The 17,244-nt window shown below is 71.3% G+C and carries 18 protein-coding genes and 1 pseudogene; 8 read left to right on the top strand and 11 right to left on the bottom strand.

Annotation, left to right across the window (positions count from 1 at the left end; translation table 11 throughout):
• Positions 1-18: 18 nt before the first annotated feature.
• Together ACWIGU_RS07995 and ACWIGU_RS07990 are read left to right on the top strand one after the other, a co-directional pair.
• On the top strand, positions 19-804 hold the full coding sequence (locus ACWIGU_RS07995; RefSeq protein ID WP_454398543.1) for a response regulator transcription factor: 786 nt from the start codon (positions 19-21) through the stop codon (positions 802-804).
• Positions 797-1,909, top strand: coding sequence for a sensor histidine kinase (locus ACWIGU_RS07990; RefSeq protein WP_454398541.1), 1,113 nt, complete (start codon positions 797-799; stop codon positions 1,907-1,909). The genes ACWIGU_RS07995 and ACWIGU_RS07990 overlap by 8 nt, the downstream gene beginning before the upstream one ends.
• A 41-nt stretch (positions 1,910-1,950) precedes the next feature.
• On the opposite strand, the gene ACWIGU_RS07985 is transcribed toward ACWIGU_RS07990, so the two are convergent.
• Positions 1,951-2,976, bottom strand: a complete 1,026-nt coding sequence (locus ACWIGU_RS07985; RefSeq protein ID WP_454398539.1) for an NAD-dependent epimerase/dehydratase family protein — start codon at positions 2,974-2,976, stop codon at positions 1,951-1,953.
• 206 nt (positions 2,977-3,182) lie between these two features.
• Between ACWIGU_RS07985 and ACWIGU_RS07980 the strand changes: the two genes are divergently transcribed.
• On the top strand, positions 3,183-3,974 hold the full coding sequence (locus ACWIGU_RS07980; RefSeq protein WP_454398537.1) for a VOC family protein: 792 nt from the start codon (positions 3,183-3,185) through the stop codon (positions 3,972-3,974).
• A 24-nt stretch (positions 3,975-3,998) separates the two neighbouring features.
• Here the strand turns inward: ACWIGU_RS07980 and ACWIGU_RS07975 are convergent, their stop codons facing one another.
• Positions 3,999-4,631 carry a peptide deformylase gene (locus ACWIGU_RS07975; RefSeq protein WP_454398535.1) on the bottom strand — a complete coding sequence of 211 codons (633 nt, stop codon included), beginning with the start codon at positions 4,629-4,631 and terminating at the stop codon, positions 3,999-4,001.
• A gap of 194 nt (positions 4,632-4,825) precedes the next feature.
• Between ACWIGU_RS07975 and ACWIGU_RS07970 the strand changes: the two genes are divergently transcribed.
• Positions 4,826-5,545 (top strand): GNAT family N-acetyltransferase, encoded by a 720-nt coding sequence (locus ACWIGU_RS07970; protein WP_454398533.1) that lies wholly within the window; start codon positions 4,826-4,828, stop codon positions 5,543-5,545.
• A gap of 29 nt (positions 5,546-5,574) precedes the next feature.
• Here ACWIGU_RS07970 and ACWIGU_RS07965 read toward each other — a convergent pair whose 3' ends face one another.
• Complete coding sequence (locus ACWIGU_RS07965; protein ID WP_454398531.1) at positions 5,575-6,039, bottom strand: MarR family winged helix-turn-helix transcriptional regulator; 465 nt, start codon at positions 6,037-6,039, stop codon at positions 5,575-5,577.
• Positions 6,040-6,107: 68 nt separating this feature from the next.
• On the opposite strand from ACWIGU_RS07965, the gene ACWIGU_RS07960 reads away from it, so the two are divergent.
• The 3 genes from ACWIGU_RS07960 to ACWIGU_RS07950 all read left to right on the top strand — a co-directional run bounded on the left by ACWIGU_RS07960 (position 6,108) and on the right by ACWIGU_RS07950 (position 9,115).
• The gene (locus tag ACWIGU_RS07960) at positions 6,108-6,374 is read left to right on the top strand and encodes a hypothetical protein (RefSeq protein WP_454398529.1); all 267 of its coding nucleotides are present in this window, start codon (positions 6,108-6,110) and stop codon (positions 6,372-6,374) included.
• A 118-nt stretch (positions 6,375-6,492) separates the two neighbouring features.
• Positions 6,493-8,514, top strand: coding sequence for an oxidoreductase (locus ACWIGU_RS07955; RefSeq protein WP_454398527.1), 2,022 nt, complete (start codon positions 6,493-6,495; stop codon positions 8,512-8,514).
• Positions 8,515-8,575: 61 nt separating this feature from the next.
• On the top strand, positions 8,576-9,115 hold the full coding sequence (locus ACWIGU_RS07950) for a PadR family transcriptional regulator (protein WP_454398525.1): 540 nt from the start codon (positions 8,576-8,578) through the stop codon (positions 9,113-9,115).
• Positions 9,116-9,125: 10 nt separating this feature from the next.
• On the opposite strand, the gene ACWIGU_RS07945 is transcribed toward ACWIGU_RS07950, so the two are convergent.
• The 6 genes from ACWIGU_RS07945 to ACWIGU_RS07920 all read right to left on the bottom strand — a co-directional run bounded on the left by ACWIGU_RS07945 (position 9,126) and on the right by ACWIGU_RS07920 (position 14,248).
• Positions 9,126-10,229 carry a Gfo/Idh/MocA family protein gene (locus ACWIGU_RS07945; protein WP_454398523.1) on the bottom strand — a complete coding sequence of 368 codons (1,104 nt, stop codon included), beginning with the start codon at positions 10,227-10,229 and terminating at the stop codon, positions 9,126-9,128.
• 191 nt (positions 10,230-10,420) lie between these two features.
• Complete coding sequence (locus ACWIGU_RS07940) at positions 10,421-11,407, bottom strand: fibronectin type III domain-containing protein (protein WP_454398521.1); 987 nt, start codon at positions 11,405-11,407, stop codon at positions 10,421-10,423.
• A gap of 233 nt (positions 11,408-11,640) precedes the next feature.
• Positions 11,641-12,075 carry a PTS-dependent dihydroxyacetone kinase phosphotransferase subunit DhaM gene (locus tag ACWIGU_RS07935; protein ID WP_454398519.1) on the bottom strand — a complete coding sequence of 145 codons (435 nt, stop codon included), beginning with the start codon at positions 12,073-12,075 and terminating at the stop codon, positions 11,641-11,643.
• Positions 12,068-12,670, bottom strand: coding sequence for a dihydroxyacetone kinase subunit DhaL (dhaL, locus tag ACWIGU_RS07930; protein WP_454398517.1), 603 nt, complete (start codon positions 12,668-12,670; stop codon positions 12,068-12,070). Before dhaL ends, ACWIGU_RS07935 begins: the two co-directional genes overlap by 8 nt.
• 44 nt (positions 12,671-12,714) lie before the next feature.
• Positions 12,715-13,707, bottom strand: coding sequence for a dihydroxyacetone kinase subunit DhaK (gene dhaK, locus ACWIGU_RS07925; protein WP_454398516.1), 993 nt, complete (start codon positions 13,705-13,707; stop codon positions 12,715-12,717).
• 415 nt (positions 13,708-14,122) lie between these two features.
• Positions 14,123-14,248 carry a hypothetical protein gene (locus ACWIGU_RS07920; protein WP_454398652.1) on the bottom strand — a complete coding sequence of 42 codons (126 nt, stop codon included), beginning with the start codon at positions 14,246-14,248 and terminating at the stop codon, positions 14,123-14,125.
• A gap of 16 nt (positions 14,249-14,264) precedes the next feature.
• Between ACWIGU_RS07920 and ACWIGU_RS07915 the strand changes: the two genes are divergently transcribed.
• A complete protein-coding gene (locus ACWIGU_RS07915; RefSeq protein ID WP_454398645.1) occupies positions 14,265-14,528 on the top strand; it encodes an integrase core domain-containing protein in 264 nt (87 codons plus the stop codon).
• A gap of 197 nt (positions 14,529-14,725) precedes the next feature.
• Here the strand turns inward: ACWIGU_RS07915 and ACWIGU_RS07910 are convergent, their stop codons facing one another.
• Entirely contained in the window at positions 14,726-16,177 is a 1,452-nt protein-coding gene (locus ACWIGU_RS07910) for a multicopper oxidase family protein (protein ID WP_454398514.1), read from the bottom strand.
• Between the two features lie 337 nt (positions 16,178-16,514).
• Positions 16,515-17,209, bottom strand: a pseudogene (locus tag ACWIGU_RS07905) (integrase); the annotation flags it as partial.
• Positions 17,210-17,244 lie beyond the last annotated feature (35 nt).

Here is a 17,244-nt window from a genome sequence, read left to right as displayed (position 1 = left end):
GGGTGCGACGCTGATGGAATGCAGACACCACCGCTCGGCCGTGTCCTGGTCGTCGACGACGACCCGACCGTCGCCGAGGTCGTCGCGGGCTACCTGGACCGCGCCGGCTACGACGTCGACCGCGCAGCCGACGGCCCGGCCGCCCTCGACCGCGCCGACGCGCACGGGCCCGACCTGGTCGTCCTTGACCTGATGCTGCCCGGCATGGACGGCCTGGAGGTGTGCCGCAGGCTCCGGGCACGCGGCCCCGTCCCCGTGATCATGCTGACGGCGCGCGGCGACGAGGACGAGCGCATCCTCGGCCTCGAGGTCGGCGCGGACGACTACGTGACCAAGCCGTTCAGCCCGCGCGAGCTGGTCCTGCGCGTCGAGTCGGTGCTGCGCCGGGCCCGCGCGGCGACGGCGCCCAAGCCGGCGGGACCGCTGCGCGCGGCCACCCTCACCGTCGACCCTTCGGCCCGTCGCGCCACCAAGTCGGGGGACGAACTCGCTCTGACGATAAGGGAGTTCGACCTCCTCGCCTTCTTCCTGCGCCACCCGGGCCGCGCCTTCTCCCGCGAGGAGCTCATGCAGCAGGTGTGGGGCTGGGACTTCGGCGACCTGTCGACCGTCACGGTCCACGTCCGCCGGCTGCGCGGCAAGGTCGAGGACGATCCGGCGGCACCGCGCCTCATCCAGACGGTCTGGGGCGTCGGCTACCGCCTGGACCCGGGCCCGCACAGCGACGCCCCTGGGCTCGATCGTGCCCCGCAAGCCCCTCGGCCCGACCGGGCGCCGGAAGACTGGACCGAACGCCGTGCATGACATGCTCCTCATCGCCCTCTACGCGTTCCTCGGCGCCGTCGGCGCCGGCCTGCTGGGCGCGCTCGCCCTGTTCGTGCTGCGCCGCCGCTCCCTGACGGTGTCGCTCACGGTCGTCGCCGCCGTCGCCGTGACGGCGATGCTCGCCGGGACGCTCGTCGTGGCCTGGGCGATGTTCCTGTCCCCGCACGACCTGTCCGTCGTGACGACCGTCGCCGCGATGGCCGCCACCGTGTCGCTTGCGACCGCGCTGCTCCTCGGCCGCTGGGTCGTGGCCCGCAGCAAGGCGCTCACCCTCGCCGCCCGCTCCTTCGGTGACGGCGGCAGCTTCGCGGCGCCCCTCGTCCCCGCGACGGCGGAACTGGCCGCGCTCTCAAGGGAGTTGGAGGCCACCAGCGCCAAGCTGGCCGTGTCCAGAGACCGTGAGCGCGCCCTGGAGACCTCGCGTCGCGAGCTCGTCGCCTGGATCTCGCACGATCTGCGCACCCCGCTCGCCGGGCTCCGCGCGATGTCCGAGGCCCTGGAGGATGGCGTGGCGGCCGACCCGGACCGTTATCTGCGCCAGATCCGCACCGAGGTCGAGCGCATGAACGACATGGTGGGCGACCTCTTCGAACTGTCGCGCATCCACGCGGGGACCCTCGTCCTGAGCCCGTCCAGGGTCTCCCTCCACGACCTGGTGGGCGACGCGCTCGCGGGCGCCGACCCGCTCGCCCGCGAACACGGCGTACGCCTCGTCGGCGACCGCGTCGACAAGATTCCGGTCGAGGTCGACGGCAAGGAGATGAGCCGCGTCCTCGGCAACCTCCTCGTCAACGCGATCCGTCGCACCCCGGCCGACGGCACGGTCGCCGTGGCGGCGGCCGGCTCCACGGACGGCGTGGTCCTCACGGTCACGGACGGCTGCGGCGGCATCCCTGAGCAGGATCTGCCCCGCGTCTTCGACACGGGGTGGCGCGGCAGCCACGCCCGTACACCTCCGTCGGGCGCGGGCCTCGGACTCGCCATCGTCAGAGGAATCGTCGAGGCCCACAGGGGCAGCGCGGCCGTGCGCAATGTGGCGGGCGGCTGCTGCTTCGAGGTGACGCTCCCGGCGGCGGGGGTGTAGCCCGCAGGTGCCACGTCGCCGGGACCGTCACCTCACTCGCCTCACCCCAGCTCGGCCTTGGCGAACTCCGTCATCCCCTCCTCGAACCCCACCTCGGCGCGCCACCCCAGCTCGGCCCTGAGCCGGGCCGGGTCCGCCGTGATGTGCCGTACGTCGCCGAGCCGGTACTCGCCCGTCACGACCGGCATCGGCCCGCCGTACGCGGCGGCGAGGGCGTGGGCCATCTCGCCCACCGTGTGCGGGTCCCCGCTGCCCGTGTTGTACGCGACGCACGTGTCGGACGGCCGGTCGCTCATCGTCTCGAGCGCGAGCGCGTTGGCCGCGGCCACGTCGTGCACGTGCACGAAGTCCCGCCGCTGGCGGCCGTCCTCGAAGACGCGCGGGGCCTCGCCCCGGGCCAGGGCCGACCGGAAGAACGACGCGACGCCCGCGTACGGGGTGTCGCGCGGCATCCCGGGCCCGTACACGTTGTGGTAGCGCAGCGACACCGCGCGGCCCCCGGTGGCCCGCGCCCAGGACGACGCGAGGTGTTCCTGGGCGAGCTTCGTCGTCGCGTACACGTTGCGGGGGTCCGTGGGGGCGTCCTCGCCGACGAGGCCGGGGCTCAGCGCGGCGCCGCACCGCGGGCACGCGGGCTCGAAGCGGCCGTCGCGCAGGTCGGCCTCGGCGCGCGGCCCCGGGCGCACGACTCCGTGGCGCTCGCACTCGTACCGCCCCTCTCCGTACACGACCATCGACCCGGCGAGCACCAGATCCCTCACCCCCGCCGAGGCCATCGCGGCGAGCAGCACGGCCGTGCCGAGGCCGTTGCGGGAGACGTAGTCGGGGGCGTCGGCGAAGTCCTTGCCGAGCCCGACCTTCGCCGCCTGATGGCACACGGCGTCGATGCCGGCGAGGGCCGACTCCACGGCGGTGGGGTCGCGTACGTCCGCGACGGCCCAAGGACGCGGTTCGTCCGGGCCGGGCGGCCGGACGTCGAGCACGACGACCTCATGTCCTCGCGCGAGGAGAGTGTCCACGACCGCTGACCCGATGAACCCGGCACCGCCGGTGACCAGTACACGCATGCCGCCCACGCTATGCGGGGCGGGGCGCCGGGAGGGCTCTCCTCGCCGATGCGTCACGGCTCCGTAAGGCTTGTGCGAACGGAGTTCGGTATCGCGCGGCAGCTCGTGCACGACTAGCGTGCATCGGGGGAACCGGGACGAAACGGACCAGCGTCGCCCGGAACATCTCACCCCCGGCACCACCACTCGGAAGAAGGGTTCGCGCCATGGCCGCACGACCGGAGGGCGCGCCCGTCTGGGCCGACGCCATGTTCCCCGACCTGGAGGCCGCCAAGCGCTTCTACGGCGAGCTTCTCGGCTGGACGTTCGAGGAGGGGCAGGAGGAGTACGGCAACTACACCCAGGCGAGGTCGGACGGCAAGCGGGTCGGCGCGCTCTCGCCGCAGATGCCGGGCATGGAGGGCACTCCGCCGGCCTGGAACCTGTACCTGGCCACGCCCGATGTCAACGCCACGGCGGCCCGCGTCAAGGAGGCCGGCGGCACCCTGCTGATGGAGCCCATGGAGGTCGGCGACTTCGGCACGATGGTCAGCGTCCAGGACCCGGCCGGCGTGTTCTTCAGCCTCTGGCAGCCGGGCACGCACGACGGGTTCGAGAAGGTGGGGGAGCCCGGTTCGTACGCCTGGGCCGAGGTGACCACACGCGACACCGACAAGACGGACGGGTTCTTCGAGGCCGCCTTCCCCTACGAGGTCCGGAAGATGGCCGACGAGAACGTCGACTTCAACATCTGGCAGCTCGGCGGACAGCCGCAGCTCGGCCGCTTCAAGATGACCGAGGACTTCCCGCCGCAGGTCCCGTCGTACGTCAACGTCTACTTCGCGGTCGACGACTGCGACGCGGCGGTCGCCACGGTGACCAGGCTCGGCGGAAAGCTCCACTACGGCCCGATGGACACCCCGTTCGGCCGCTTCGCGGCGGTGACGGACCCGCAGGGCGCCGCTTTCTCGGTGATCGACCTGAGCACGACCGAGGGCGAGATGCCCGACCTCGTCTGAGGCGGGATCCGTCAGGGGGATCCGTCAGGGAATCGAGAAGCCGAGCGCTCCTGCGGCCAGTTCCGCGGTGGGCTGTGTCCAGCGCTCGGCCATCGCGTTGCGGGTGGACAGCGAGCGCAGCTCCGCCCGGTCGAGATAGAGCGTGCCGTGCAGATGGTCCGTCTCGTGCTGCACGATCCGGGCGGGCCACCCCGTGAACTCCTCGTCCACGGCGTGGCCCCGCTCGTCGAGCCCCCGCAGCCGCACGTGCTGATGCCGGGAGACCACGGCCTGGAGGCCGGGCACGCTCAGGCAGCCCTCGAAGAACGCGGCGCGGTGGGCCCCCACGGGTTTGTACGACGGGTTGATCAGGACGCGGAACGGCTGCGGCACCCGGCCGCGCGCCTGACGCACCTCGTCGGGGACCTCGGCCGCGTCCTCGATGACGGCGATCCGCAGCGGGACGCCGATCTGCGGTGCGGCGAGCCCGACGCCGGGGGCGGCGTGCATCGACGCACGCATCGCGGCGATCAGACGCTCCAGGAGCGCGGGCGCGAGCTGACCGTCGTAGGTCTGCGCGGGGGACCGGAGCACGGGGTCGCCCGCCTCCACGACCGGCAAGGGGTGCTCGCCCGCGAGCAGTTCCTCGACGTGGTCACTCAGGGGTACGGGGGACATCGCGCCAGCATGCCAAGAAGGATCACGCGTCGGCAACGTCCACCCCGCCACGCGCATCGTTGCGGACTCGTGAACATTCCCCCGGCGAGGGAATGAGACCGCGGTGACATGGGCTTTCATCAGAGAGCGGCCATGGTCGGCACGGCCGCTCCACCCGTCCGAAGGTCCACCGCCGCCTCCTGGGAGCCCGCCGTATGTCCGTCCCGGCCGTCGCCACCGCCCACCCGCTCGACAACCCCGCGTACGCCTCCCTCACCGGCCCGCACGCGCGCTTCGCCGAGTGGCGGGGCCGGATCGTGCGGTACCCCCTCGACGTGACGCCGTGGCTCGCGCTGCCGGACGAGCCCGGACCCGGGGACTGGGCGGATCTCGCGGCGCTCGCCGGGCCGGGCGGGACGGTCCCGCTGCTGGGGACGCGCACGGCGCCGCCCGAGGGCTGGGAACTCACGATGAGCATGGACGGCGTGCAGCTCGTCGACGACGGCGTGGCCGCGGCGCCGGATGCGGAGGCCGTGCTCCTCGGCGCGGCCGACGTGCCCGAGATGCTGGACCTCGTGGCGCGCACCCAGCCCGGCCCGTTCCTGCCCCGCACCGTCGAGCTCGGCACGTATCTCGGGATCCGCAGGCAGGGCGCGCTCGTCGCGATGGCGGGGGAGCGCCTGCACCCGCCGGGCTGGACGGAGATCAGCGCCGTCTGCACCGACCCGGACCACCGCGGCCAGGGGCTCGCGGCCCGCCTCGTCCTTGCCGTCGCGGCGGGGATCAAGGACCGCGGCGAGACCCCGTTCCTGCACACGTCAGCAGGCAACACGAACGCCATCAGGCTCTACGAGTCCCTGGGCTTCCGGCTGCGGCGCACCACGAAGTTCATGACGGCCCGGGTCCCGGAGTTCGACCACGCCGCCGCCCGCTGAGCGCTGACGTGCGCGGGCCCCGGGGTGGCTCAGGCCTCTTCCCGGACCCGCGCGTTGTAGCGCAGCAGATAGTCCGCGAAGCGGACGAGATCCTCCTCGGGCCAGTCCGCCACCCGCTCCTGGAACGCCTGGCGGCGGCTGACGGTGACCTGGGCGAGGATGTCGGCGCCCGCCTCGGTCGGATGGAGGACCTGGACGCGGTGGTCGTCCGGGTCCACCCTGCGCATCACGAGCCCGGCCCGCTCAAGGGCGGACACCTGCCGGCTCACCGTCGACTTGTCGAGGGCGTAGTGCGTGGCGAGGTCCGTCGCCCGGCAGCCGCCCTTCTCGTCCAGGTGGCTGAGCAGGGTGTACGACACGAGGGACAGCTCGGGGTGCATCCGCCCGGCCATCGCTCTGGCACGCCGCGCGAAGGACGTCATCTCGCGCTGAATGGTCTCGACTGCCGTCTCGCGGTCTGTCACGTGCTGTCCTCTCCCCGCTGCTCGTTGCATTCTACAACCGAAGGGCGGGGTGTGCCGCGGGCAGGCGAGTTCCCGTGCCCGGAGCTAGCCTCCTGAGCATGAGCGACCCCAGTGATGTGCCCGCCCGCTACACCGTCCTGGTCAAGCCCCAACTCGCCGACAAGGACGGCCACCCCGTGCACGGCAACCCGCTGCGTGTGGTGTCCGTCGAGGCCACGGGGTCGTCCGGGGAGTCCGGCTATCCGCGCTTCGAGGGCGAAGGGGTGCAGGTCGAGATCGACCCGCTCACCCGCTCCGTCGAGGCCGTGACGGTCGACGGCGAGGAGCTGCCGTACGGCTGGGTGGCGGAGGTCGGCGCGGACTGACCGGCCGCGCGGCCGGTCGGGGCCCCACCGTGGCGCAGCTCTCTTATGCAACTTGTTGCAAAAGCGAGCTGTCGTCGTCTACAACTGTGACGACGTTCGCCGCGCACGGAGGGCCACCATGAGCCGATACCCACACCTGCTCACCCCGCTCGACCTCGGATTCACCACGCTGCCCAACCGGGTCCTGATGGGCTCCATGCACGTGGGACTCGAGGAGGCGGAGAACGGCTTCGCGCGCATGGCGGAGTTCTACGCCGCCCGCGCCCGCGGCGGCGTCGGCCTCATGGTCACCGGCGGCATCGCCCCCAACGAGGCGGGACGCCCCTGGGGCGGCGGCGCGAAGCTGACCACCGAGGCGGAGGCCGACGAGCACCGCCAGGTCACCGACGCGGTGCACGCGGCGGGCGGGAAGATCGCGATGCAGATCCTCCACTTCGGCCGCTACGCGTACCACGAGGACCTCGTCGCCCCCAGCCCGCTCCAGGCGCCGATCAGCCCCTTCCCGCCGCACGAACTCACCGACGCCGAGGTCGAGCAGACCGTCGAGGACTTCGCGCGCGCCGCCGAACTCGCGCAGCGGGCGGGCTACGACGGCGTGGAGATCATGGGCTCCGAGGGCTACCTCATCAACGAGTTCATCGTCGCCGCCACGAACCGGCGCGCCGACCGCTGGGGCGGCTCGTACGAGAACCGCATCCGCTTCCCCGTCGAGATCGTCCGCCGTGTCCGCGAGCGCGTCGGCACGGACTTCATCCTCATCTACCGGCTCTCGATGATCGACCTCGTGCCCGGCGGCTCCACCCTCGAAGAGGTCGTGCAGCTCGCCAAGGAGATCGAGGCGGCCGGCGCCACCCTCATCAACACCGGCATCGGCTGGCACGAGGCCCGCATCCCGACCATCGCCACCTCGGTGCCGCGCGGCGCGTACACCTTCGTCACCAAGAAGGTCATGGGCGAGGTCTCCATCCCGCTCGTCACCACGAACCGCATCAACACCCCTGAGATCGCCGAGGAGTTGCTCGCCGACGGCTGCGCCGACATGGTGTCCCTCGCGCGGCCCCTGCTCGCCGACCCGGACTTCGTGGCGAAGGCCGAGGCCGAGCGCTCCGAGACCATCAACACCTGCATCGGCTGCAATCAGGCATGCCTGGACCACACGTTCAGCGGCAAGATCACCTCCTGCCTCGTCAACCCGCGCGCCTGCCACGAGACCGAGCTGGTCCTCGCGCCGACCCGCCTGCGCAAGCGCGTCGCCGTCGTCGGCGCGGGCCCCGCGGGCCTCGCCTGCGCCGTCTCCGCCGCCGAACGCGGCCACGCCGTCACCCTCTTCGACGCCGCGTCCGAGGTCGGCGGCCAGCTCAACATCGCCCGCAAGGTACCCGGCAAGGAGGAGTTCGACGAGACCCTGCGCTACTACCGCGCGCAGCTCGAACTGCACGGCGTGGACGTCCGGTTGAACACCCCCGTCACCGCCGCCGACCTCACCCCGGACGCGTACGACGAAGTGGTCGTCGCCACCGGCGTCACCCCGCGCACCCCCGAGATCGAGGGAATCGACCACCCCAGCGTCGTCGGCTACCTCGACGTCCTGCGCGACGGCGCGCCCGTCGGGGAGCGCGTCGCGATCGTCGGCGCGGGCGGCATCGGCTTCGACGTCGCCGAGTACCTCACCGACAGTGGCGACAAGGCGAGCCAGGACCCGGCGACGTACTTCCGGCAGTGGGGCGTCGACATGGACTACCAGGGCCGCGGCGGCCTCGCGAAGCCCGACCGCCCCGCCCCGCCGCGCGCCGTCCACCTTCTCCAGCGCAAGACCTCGAAGGTGGGCGCCGGACTCGGCAAGACCACCGGCTGGATCCACCGCACCGAACTGCGCCACCGCGGCGTCACCATGGTCGCGGGCGCCACGTACGACCGCATCGACGACGCGGGCCTGCACGTCACCGTCGACGGCAGCTCCACGGTCATCCCCGTCGACACCGTCGTCCTGTGCACCGGCCAGGACCCGCGCCGCGGCCTGTACGACGACCTGCTCGCCGCCGGCCGCGAGGCACACCTGATCGGCGGCGCCGACGTGGCCGCCGAGCTGGACGCCAAGCGCGCCATCCGCCAGGGCACCGAGCTGGCCGCGGCGCTGTGAGACCGGCGGTCACGTGGCCGGGCCCGCCGGCCGCGTGACCGCCTCCGCATAAGGTGCAGCCATGTCACTCCCGCACGCGATCCTCACGGCCCTCCTGGAGAAGCCGTCGTCGGGCCTCGAACTGACGCGCCGCTTCGACAAGTCGATCGGCTACTTCTGGTCGGCCACGCACCAGCAGATCTACCGCGAGCTGGGCCGCCTGGAACGCGAGGGGTACATCAGGGCCCTGCCCGCGCCGACGCCCGCGCGCGGCCAGAAGAAGGAGTACGAGGTCCTGCCCGAGGGCCGCGCCGAACTGGCCCGCTGGACCGCCGCGAGCCAGGACCCCAAACCGCTGCGCGACCCGCTGCTCCTGCGCCTGCGCGCCGCCGCCGTCGTCGGCACGGACGGCATCGAGGCCGACCTGCGCCGCCATCTCGACCTGCACCGGCGGCAGTTGACGGAGTACGAGGAGATCGAGAAGCGCGACTTCCCGCCCGGCCTCGACGCCGTCGAGGACCGGCTGCGACACGTCGTGCTGCGCGCGGGCATCGACCTGGAGACGTTCTGGGCACGCTGGCTCGAACAGACCCTGGAGGAACTCGGCCTCGACGCGTCCTAGGGCTTCTCGTCTAGACGAGCGTCGCCGCCTCCGGGTCCCAGTCGGCCGGTACGGGCGGCGGCGCCGCGGGACAGGTGGCGACGTGGGTGAACTCGGCGTGTTCGGCCGAGCGCGTGATCGCCGTCATCGTCTGCAGGACGTGCAGGGCCAGCGTCCCCGACGCACGCGGCGCGCCGCCCCGGCGGATCGTGCGCGCCAGGTCGAGCACGCCGAGCCCCCGCCCGTCCGTGCGCCCCGCGACCGGCAGCTCGCGCCAGTCGTCCGCCCCGTTGGCCCGCACCTTCAGCGGCCCGCGGAAGGTGTTGGGGTCCGGGACCGCGAGGACGCCCTCCGTGCCGGTGACCTCGAACTGGATGCGCGGCAGCGCCGAGTCGAAGCTGAACACCGACGTCGCCCGCACCCCCGAAGCGAACTCGACGAGCGCCGACACATGCGTCGCCACCGCCACCGGGAACACCTGCCCCGCCCTCGGCCCCGAGCCGACGACGCGCTCCTCGCGCGCTCGTGCCGCCGAGGCCGCCACCCGAGACACCCCGCCGAACAGCGTTACCAGGGACGTCAGGTAGTAGGGCCCGAGGTCGAAGAGCGGGCCCGCGCCCGGCTGGTAGAAGAATGCCGGATCGGGGTGCCACCGCTCCGGTCCGAGACCCTGCACCGCAGTCGTCGCCGCCACCGGTTCACCGATGTGCCCGGCACCGACCGCCCGCAGCGCCGACTGGAGCCCCGCGCCGAGGAACGTGTCCGGCGCGTTCCCCACGAGCAGCCCCCGCTCCGTCGCCTCGGCGAGCACCTTCTCCGCCTCGCCGGGGGCCAGGGCGATCGGCTTCTCGCCGTACACGTGCTTACCGGCCCGCAGAGCCAGCGTCGCGACCTGCGCGTGGGCGGCCGGCACGGTGAGGTTCACGACGAGCTCGACCTCGGGAACGGCGAGCACCGTCGCCACATCGCCGGCGACCGGTACGCCGTGCTCGCGCGCGACCGCCGTGGCGCGGTCCGCGTCGAGGTCGGCGACGCCCACCACCCGCAGGTCGGGAAAGGCGGACAGCGTCCGCAGATACTGCTCGCTGATGACGCCCGCTCCGACGACGGCGACACCGACCGGCCCCGAACTCACACTGCCCCCAAGGCGGATGTGTAGATGGTGCGGCCGCTCCCGCGCGGCTCCGGAGACGGTAGGACGCTTCGAGGGGAGCGGACAAGGGCGCGTCCCGGTCCTGGACACAGAGATGCCGCGGACCCGGATCCGGTGGTGTGCCCCACGCCTGCCCGGGAACCAGCCGCTGCCTCGGCTGCAAGAACCTTGGCTCAGGACCCGGTGCTGACGCTCCGTTCGACGGAGTAGGCGCCCCATGTCCCGTCGGGCAGCTGGGCGCGGATCCGCACCCGGTGCCGGACGCCGGCCTCCTTGCCCACGTAGAAACTGTTCCGCGCCGTGCCCTTGGGCGGGGCGTCGCCCCAGACGAGCGTGGTCGCCTGCTTGCCGTCGAGATAGATGCGGTACGCGGGCACGGTGCCGCCCGTGCGCGGCGGCGTCCACGACAGGTCGATGTAGTACGCTCCGCCGGCCCGGCGGGACGCGGCGCTGAAGTCGGTGGGCGCGGTGCCGGGACCCTCGTCGGAGCCCTTCGCGGTGGTGAGCCTCAGGGCCGGGCCCGCGGGTGAGGTGTTGTCGGCGGCGTCGCGCGCCTTCACGGTGAACGCGTAGGCGGTGCCCGGCCGCAGCCCGGTGATCAGCGCCCGGGTCTCGCCCCCGCCGACACTGTGGATCTTCGAGGCGCCCTGGTAGATGTCGTACGAGACGACGCCCTTGTCGTCCTTCGACGCACCCCACGACAGCGAAGCGGCGCGGCCGCCGTCCGCCCGGCCGCGCAGCGCTCCCGGCCGGGTCGGGGCCGACCGGTCCTCGGCCACGGCGGCCGGGGTGGTGACGGGAACCTTCGCGCTGAGGGGCCCGAGCGTGCCATCGGTGTCCTCGGCCCGGACGGAGAAGGTGTACGCGGAGAGCGGGCGCAGTCCGACGACGTCCACCATGTGCTGTTCGCCCGGAACCTCCTTCACCTTGGTGGCGCCCCGGTACACCGTGTAGCCCTTGACGTCGGCGTCCCCCTCGGGGCGGCTCCACATGACGTGCACGGAGGTGGCGCTGCCCGCCTGCGCCGTGACGCCGGCGGGGGCCGTGAGTGCGGGACCCTGGCGGGTGTCGTCGCCGAGCAGGCCGCACGAGGTGGCGAACAGGAGCGCGGCGGCGCAGGCCGCGTACGCCAGAGGGGTGCGTCCGGGGGTGCGTCGCACGGGCGGGCCTTCCGTTCGGAAGTATTGGTACAGACCTGTATGCCATGAGTGGCGGGGTCGCATCAAGAGGCGCACGTCGTGCACGTCCGGGCCCGGAGCGGTGGACCGCACGGTCCGGGCGAGGTGCAGGCGAAGAAGCTCGTCGTCACCAACTGGGCGAGAGTCAGGGTGAGTTGGGTCACGGGAGGAACGCGACGGGTCGGGGCGACGGACCAGCCGCCGCCCCGGACCGCTCACACCTTCCGGTACGTGTACGCCTCGACGGCCGCCGCCTCGACCGCGTCCAGATCCGCCCCCGCCGACGCCGTGACCACCGCGGCCACGGCCCCCTCGACGAAGGGGGCGTCCACCAGGCGTGCCCCGTCCGGGAGTTCATCGCCCTCGGCCAGCAGCGCCTTCACGGTGAGTACCGCGCTGCCCAGATCGGCGAGCACCGCGATGCCCGCACCCCGGTCAACTGACCGCGCGGCGCCGCAGATCAGCTCGGCGCTGGTGCCGAGCCCGCCGTCCTCGGTGCCGCCCGCCGGTGCCACGGGGACGACCGCGCCGCCGCCCGCGAGCCCCTTCGCAAGCTCCGCCACCGACTCGGCGACGGCGCGGCTGTGCGACACGAGCACGATTCCGACGGCCTTCTCCTGACCACTGCCTGCGCTCCCGGGATCACTCATCGCGGGCCGCCTCGGCCAGGGCCCCGATCAGCAGCGCCGACGACGTGGCGCCCGGGTCCTGATGCCCTATGCTGCGCTCGCCCAGATAGCTCGCCCGCCCCTTGCGCGCCTGCATGGGCGTCGTCGCGAGCGCGCCCTGCTCGGCGGCGGTGGCGGCCGCGTCGAAGGAGGTGTCGAGCGCGTCGACCGCGGGCACCAGCGCGTCGATCATGGTCTTGTCGCCCGGCGCCGCCCCGCCCAGCGTCATGACGGCGTCCACGCCGGTCCGCAGCGCCGCCGCGAACTCCGCCTCACTCACCTCGGGGGCGTCCCCGAGCGCCTTGCCCGTACGGCGCAGGAGCGTCCCGTACAGCGGGCCCGAGGCGCCGCCCACCGTCGAGATCAGCTGACGCCCGGCGAGGGTGAGCGCACCGCCTGGGGTCGCCGGTGCCTCCTTCTCCAGGGCCGCGCTCACGGCGACGAAGCCGCGCTGCAGATTGCTGCCGTGGTCGGCGTCGCCGATCGGCGAGTCGAGTTCGGTGAGCCGGGCCGCCTCCCGGTCGACGGCCGCGGTGGCCGCGTCGAGCCAGCGTCGGAAGAAATCGGCGTCGAGCACGTCATCTCCTTGCGTGGTGGTGATGGTTCGGACGACAGGCTGCCTCACATGCCCCAGCGCAGGCCCGCCGTGCTCACGGGCGCGTCCCACAGGCGCAGCATCTCCTCGTCGACCTGGCACAGGGTGACGGAGGCACCGGCCATGTCGAGCGACGTGACGTAGTTCCCGACGAGCGTGCGCGCCACCGGCACACCGCGCTCGGTCAGCACGCGCTGGACCTCGGCGTTGAACCCGTACAGCTCGAGCAGCGGGGTCGCGCCCATGCCGTTGACGAGGACGAGTACCGGGTCGCTCGGCTGCAGGTCTTCGAGAACGGCGTCCACGGAGAAGTCGGCGATCTCGCCGGACGTCATCATGGCGCGCCGCTCGCGGCCCGGCTCACCGTGGATGCCGACGCCCATCTCCAGCTCGCCGGGCGGCAGATCGAAGGTCGGGCTGCCCTTGGCGGGCGTGGCGCAGGCGCTGAGGGCCACGCCGAAGCTGCGCGCATTCGCGTTGACCTGGCGTGCGATCGCCTCCACGCGCTCCAGCGGCTGTCCCTCCTCGGCCGCCGCGCCCGCGATCTTCTCGACGAACAGGGTCGCGCCCGTGCCGCGCCGGCCCGCGGTGTACAGGCTGTCGGTGACGGCCACGTCGTCGTTGACGAGGACCTTGGCGACCTGGATCCCCTCGTCCTCGGCGAGTTCCGCGGCCATGTCGAAGTTCAGCACGTCACCCGTGTAGTTCTTCACCACGAAGAGCACCCCGGCGCCGCTGTCCACGGCGGCCGCGGCCCGCACCATCTGGTCGGGCACCGGCGACGTGAACACCTCGCCGGGACAGGCGGCCGACAGCATCCCGTGCCCCACGAACCCCCCGTGCAAGGGCTCGTGCCCCGACCCGCCACCGGAGACGATCGCGACCTTCCCCTCGACGGGAGCGTCCCGGCGCGCGATCACCCGGTTGTCGACATCGACGAGCAGCTCCGGATGGGCCGCGGCCATTCCCCGCAACGCGTCGGCGACCACGGTCTCGGCCACGTTGATGAGCATCTTCATGGGTGCCTCCAAGTGAGCGTATCGTCTGAGCCGCTGACCAGTGTTTTCCCTGGTCAAGGTGAGTTTGGAAGGTTTTCGATCTTGGCGGTCCGTGGCGGCTGGAAGCGGGTTCTGGCGGGGCTGTTGCTGACTTGCTGCTGACTCTAGTAACGGAGTATCAGGTGGGCGTGTAGTTGTGGACCGGCGCTCTCAACCGCGCACTCACGGCAGTATCGGCTCTCGCGGAGTCCTGGTCACGTGTGCGGCAGAGGATGGCCTGCGTGTGCTGTTTTCCCTGGGCTGGTTCGGTAGCGAGGGCGACTGGATACCCCAGCACTGCTCCGGCCGGGTCTACCTCGGTATAGCGCAGCCGCAGACCGCCAATGTGTCCGTCAGGGCGACACCCTGCCCTTGCCGAAAACCTTGTCCGTCCAGGTCAAGTGGCATGTTCGTACTCGTGGAGGATGCCGTCCTGGCGCTTGCTTTGAGACTGGGACGCGAAGTACACCGGCTTCTTGGACGCGGTCTTCTCGGCCGCCGACATCCAAGCTGTGCGGAGCACGCCGCGGGCTCCTCGGATGAACGCCCACTGTGAACGGGTCATCGGCACCCTGCGGCGCGAGGTCCTCGACCACCTCTTGATCAGGAATGAGTTCCATGCCTGGCATGTCCTCGATGCGTACGCCCGGCATCGCAACGGTCATCGGCCCCACCAGGCTCGCCGGCAGCTCACTCCCCTTGCTCGGGCGCACTCGACGCCCATGGTCGTCCCGTCCCCTCGTCGGGTTCTACGCACCCGAATGCTCGGTGGCGTGATCAACGAGTACAGATATACAGCTTGACCAGGGGTGATGAGTTTCCGAACGGTGCACGATGCTTACGTTCCGAGGGGCACCGAACGCGCGATGCGGGACGAGGCGAGCCCGTAAATGACGGGCGCGCGCCTGACGTTGTGGCGGGCCGTCGTCACGGAGATCTCGCCCCCCGACTTCGGCGCCGATGCTGACCGCTTCGCCCCGGCGCTACGGGCGTCGGCACGTCACTTGACGATCTCCAGCACCGCCATCATGCCCGCGTCCTCATGGTTGAGGATGTGGCAGTGAAGCACGGTCTTGCCGGTGTAGTCCCTGAAGTGGGTCCGGACGACGATCTTCCCCTTGGCGGGCACGCTCGCCGTGTCCTGCAAGCCGTGGCCGTTGTGCGGTCGGCCGTTGATGCTCATCAACTGGAATTTGTTGACGTGTACGTGGAACGAGTGTTCCTCGTTGCTGTCGTTGCGCACGGTCCACTCCTCGACCGTGTTCAGCTTGGCCCGGACGTCCACCCGGTTCGGATCGAACTGCTTGCCGTTGATGTAGAACTTGCTGCCGTCCTTGTTCTCGGAGAACACGAGGGTGCGCCGGGCGGCGATCGCCGAGTGGCTCAGGTCCGCGACCGGCGCGAAGGCTGAGGTGGGCAGGGCTGCCGGGTGCGCGGAAGGTCCTTCGGAGACCAGGGTTGCCAGGGTCGCCTGCGGGAACTTGTTGCCGGCCGGCCCGGTGTTGTACGCGAGCGTCTGCAGCTGGGTACGCCCGGTCGGACCGCCTTGTACGAGCACGTCGAAGCGCGCGCCTGCCGCGAGCAGGAGCGAGTCGGACGTCCAGATCCGGTCGACGGGGGTGCCGTCGTGGGCGATCACATGGAACCGCTGACCCTGCAGGCGGATGTTGTAGTAGATGTTGGCGCTGATGTTGGCCAGTCGCCACAGCTGGGTCTCACCCGGCCGGATGCGGATGGTCGGGTTCAGCTGTCCGTTGACGGTGCGATTGGTGGACGTGCCGATGTGCAGGTTCTGGGTCCTGACCGCATCACCCTGGACCTGGAAGTCCTTGAGCCCGATGACGTGCTCGGTGATGTGGCGCAACTTCGCCGGCAGGTACTGCTGCAGCCCGTCGACGATCAGGACGCCCGACATGCCCCCGGCTACCTGCGGTGCCGAGATCGAGTGTGCATGTGAGTGGTACCAGTAGGTGCCGGGCCGCAGGGTGTTCGGAAACTGGTAAGCGTAGTGAAACGTCTGGCCGGGATGGATGTGGACGAAGATGTTGTCGGAGTTGCCGCTCGGTGACACATGAAGTCCATGAACATGCAGATTGGTGAACTCGTTCAGCGAGTTCTTCATCGACAGGTCCACCTTGTCCCCGGGCCGGATGCGCAGCGTGGGAGGCATGTAACTGCCGTTGTAGGTGAGGGCCCACAGCTTGTGGCCGCCCACCTCGACCTTTCGCCTCTCCACGACGAGTTCCACCCGCAGGACCCCGTTGCGGCTCACGATTTGCGCCGGCTCCTTCAGCGGCGCGCCCTGCGCAACCGCAGGCGACTGCAGGGGGACGGCCATCGGCTGCGCCGGTTCCCGTTCCGGCGGCTGCTCGCCGGAACAGCCACCGACCAGGAGGGCGATGACGACAACGAAGGCAGTGGCCAGTTCGGGCAGCTTGAACCGAGACCGCATTACCTCTCCACTCCTGGGACTCCCACATCACTTAGCTCGCTCCCAGCAAGCACGTGGTGGCGCCTGTGCGCTACCCAGGTGGAGCGTTCGAGCGACACAGCCCCCCGATGTGCGAACGTCGCCCCGGGGCCGCGGGCGCGGACGACGGTCCACTGGGGTGTGGGCATTCCTGTGGTTGGGATCCGCCGAATCCGGAGGATGCGGAGACCGCGGGCCTGATCAACCGCGGATGCCGGGCAAACCGAGTGCATCCGCAAGATCCGTCCACGCCACAGGGGTGTTCTCGCCGCCGCGCGCTCGACGGTGCGCTTGCCGGAAATCTCATCCGTCCAGGTCGTGCGACATGTCGGTACTCGTGGAAGATGCCGCCGAGGCGCTCGCGTCTTCGTATGTCCGGGCTGGCAATCTGGTCTGGATCGGTGATCGGCGCGGGTAACGGGTGCAGCGGGCGGGCGTTCGCGATGACTTGATGTGGCCGATGAGCGATGTAGACCTGCTCGAACTCCCGCTGCGCGTGGGGAAGGTGTCGCTGGTTCCAAATCAAGGTCCCGTTCCAGCAGTTCGCGCCGGCAGGTCTGCACACACCGCTCCATGACCGAGTTCATCCTCGGCAACCGAACACGCTGAGCACGACCTCAATCCCCGCATCAGCAAGGACGGAGTCGAACAGGGCAACCAACTTCCGGACCTGGTCATGGATTCCTGGGAGCGCAGGAAGTCGGCCCAGGTGTTGCAGGCCCGTTCGGGTGCCGGGTCGATTCCGGCCTCTTTGAGGATCTGCCAGACGGTGGACGCGGCGACTTGCACGCCCAGGACGACGAGTTCACCGTGCACTCTCCTGTAGCCCCAATGGGGATTCTCCTTCGCCAGACGCAAGACCAGGTCCCGGACAGAGCGCACGGTGCGCGGCCTTCCCCGACGCTTGGGGCGGGAGGCCGCCGCGTGGCGGCGAGCGACCAGGGTGGGGTGCCGGCGCAATACGGTGTCGGGATGGACCACCAGGCGCAGTCTGGTGACCTTCACCGAGGTCATCTGCCCCCCACACCGGCTCCCATCAGGTCGGATGT

It is taken from the genome of Streptomyces sp. NPDC055400 (assembly GCF_053644375.1).
Note: the sequence above shows the minus strand (reverse complement) of the source record. Positions and strands in the feature narration are given on the sequence as shown.

Coding starts and splice junctions, on each gene's coding strand:
- ACWIGU_RS07995 (WP_454398543.1), top strand. CDS start 19: ATGCAGACACCACCGCTCGGCCGTGTCCTGGTCGTCGACGACGACCCG.
- ACWIGU_RS07985 (WP_454398539.1), bottom strand. CDS start 2,976: ATGCGTGTACTGGTCACCGGCGGTGCCGGGTTCATCGGGTCAGCGGTC.
- ACWIGU_RS07980 (WP_454398537.1), top strand. CDS start 3,183: ATGGCCGCACGACCGGAGGGCGCGCCCGTCTGGGCCGACGCCATGTTC.
- ACWIGU_RS07975 (WP_454398535.1), bottom strand. CDS start 4,631: ATGTCCCCCGTACCCCTGAGTGACCACGTCGAGGAACTGCTCGCGGGC.
- ACWIGU_RS07970 (WP_454398533.1), top strand. CDS start 4,826: ATGTCCGTCCCGGCCGTCGCCACCGCCCACCCGCTCGACAACCCCGCG.
- ACWIGU_RS07965 (WP_454398531.1), bottom strand. CDS start 6,039: ATGCAACGAGCAGCGGGGAGAGGACAGCACGTGACAGACCGCGAGACG.
- ACWIGU_RS07960 (WP_454398529.1), top strand. CDS start 6,108: ATGAGCGACCCCAGTGATGTGCCCGCCCGCTACACCGTCCTGGTCAAG.
- ACWIGU_RS07955 (WP_454398527.1), top strand. CDS start 6,493: ATGAGCCGATACCCACACCTGCTCACCCCGCTCGACCTCGGATTCACC.
- ACWIGU_RS07950 (WP_454398525.1), top strand. CDS start 8,576: ATGTCACTCCCGCACGCGATCCTCACGGCCCTCCTGGAGAAGCCGTCG.
- ACWIGU_RS07935 (WP_454398519.1), bottom strand. CDS start 12,075: ATGAGTGATCCCGGGAGCGCAGGCAGTGGTCAGGAGAAGGCCGTCGGA.
- dhaK (WP_454398516.1), bottom strand. CDS start 13,707: ATGAAGATGCTCATCAACGTGGCCGAGACCGTGGTCGCCGACGCGTTG.
- ACWIGU_RS07915 (WP_454398645.1), top strand. CDS start 14,265: ATGAACGCCCACTGTGAACGGGTCATCGGCACCCTGCGGCGCGAGGTC.
- ACWIGU_RS07910 (WP_454398514.1), bottom strand. CDS start 16,177: ATGCGGTCTCGGTTCAAGCTGCCCGAACTGGCCACTGCCTTCGTTGTC.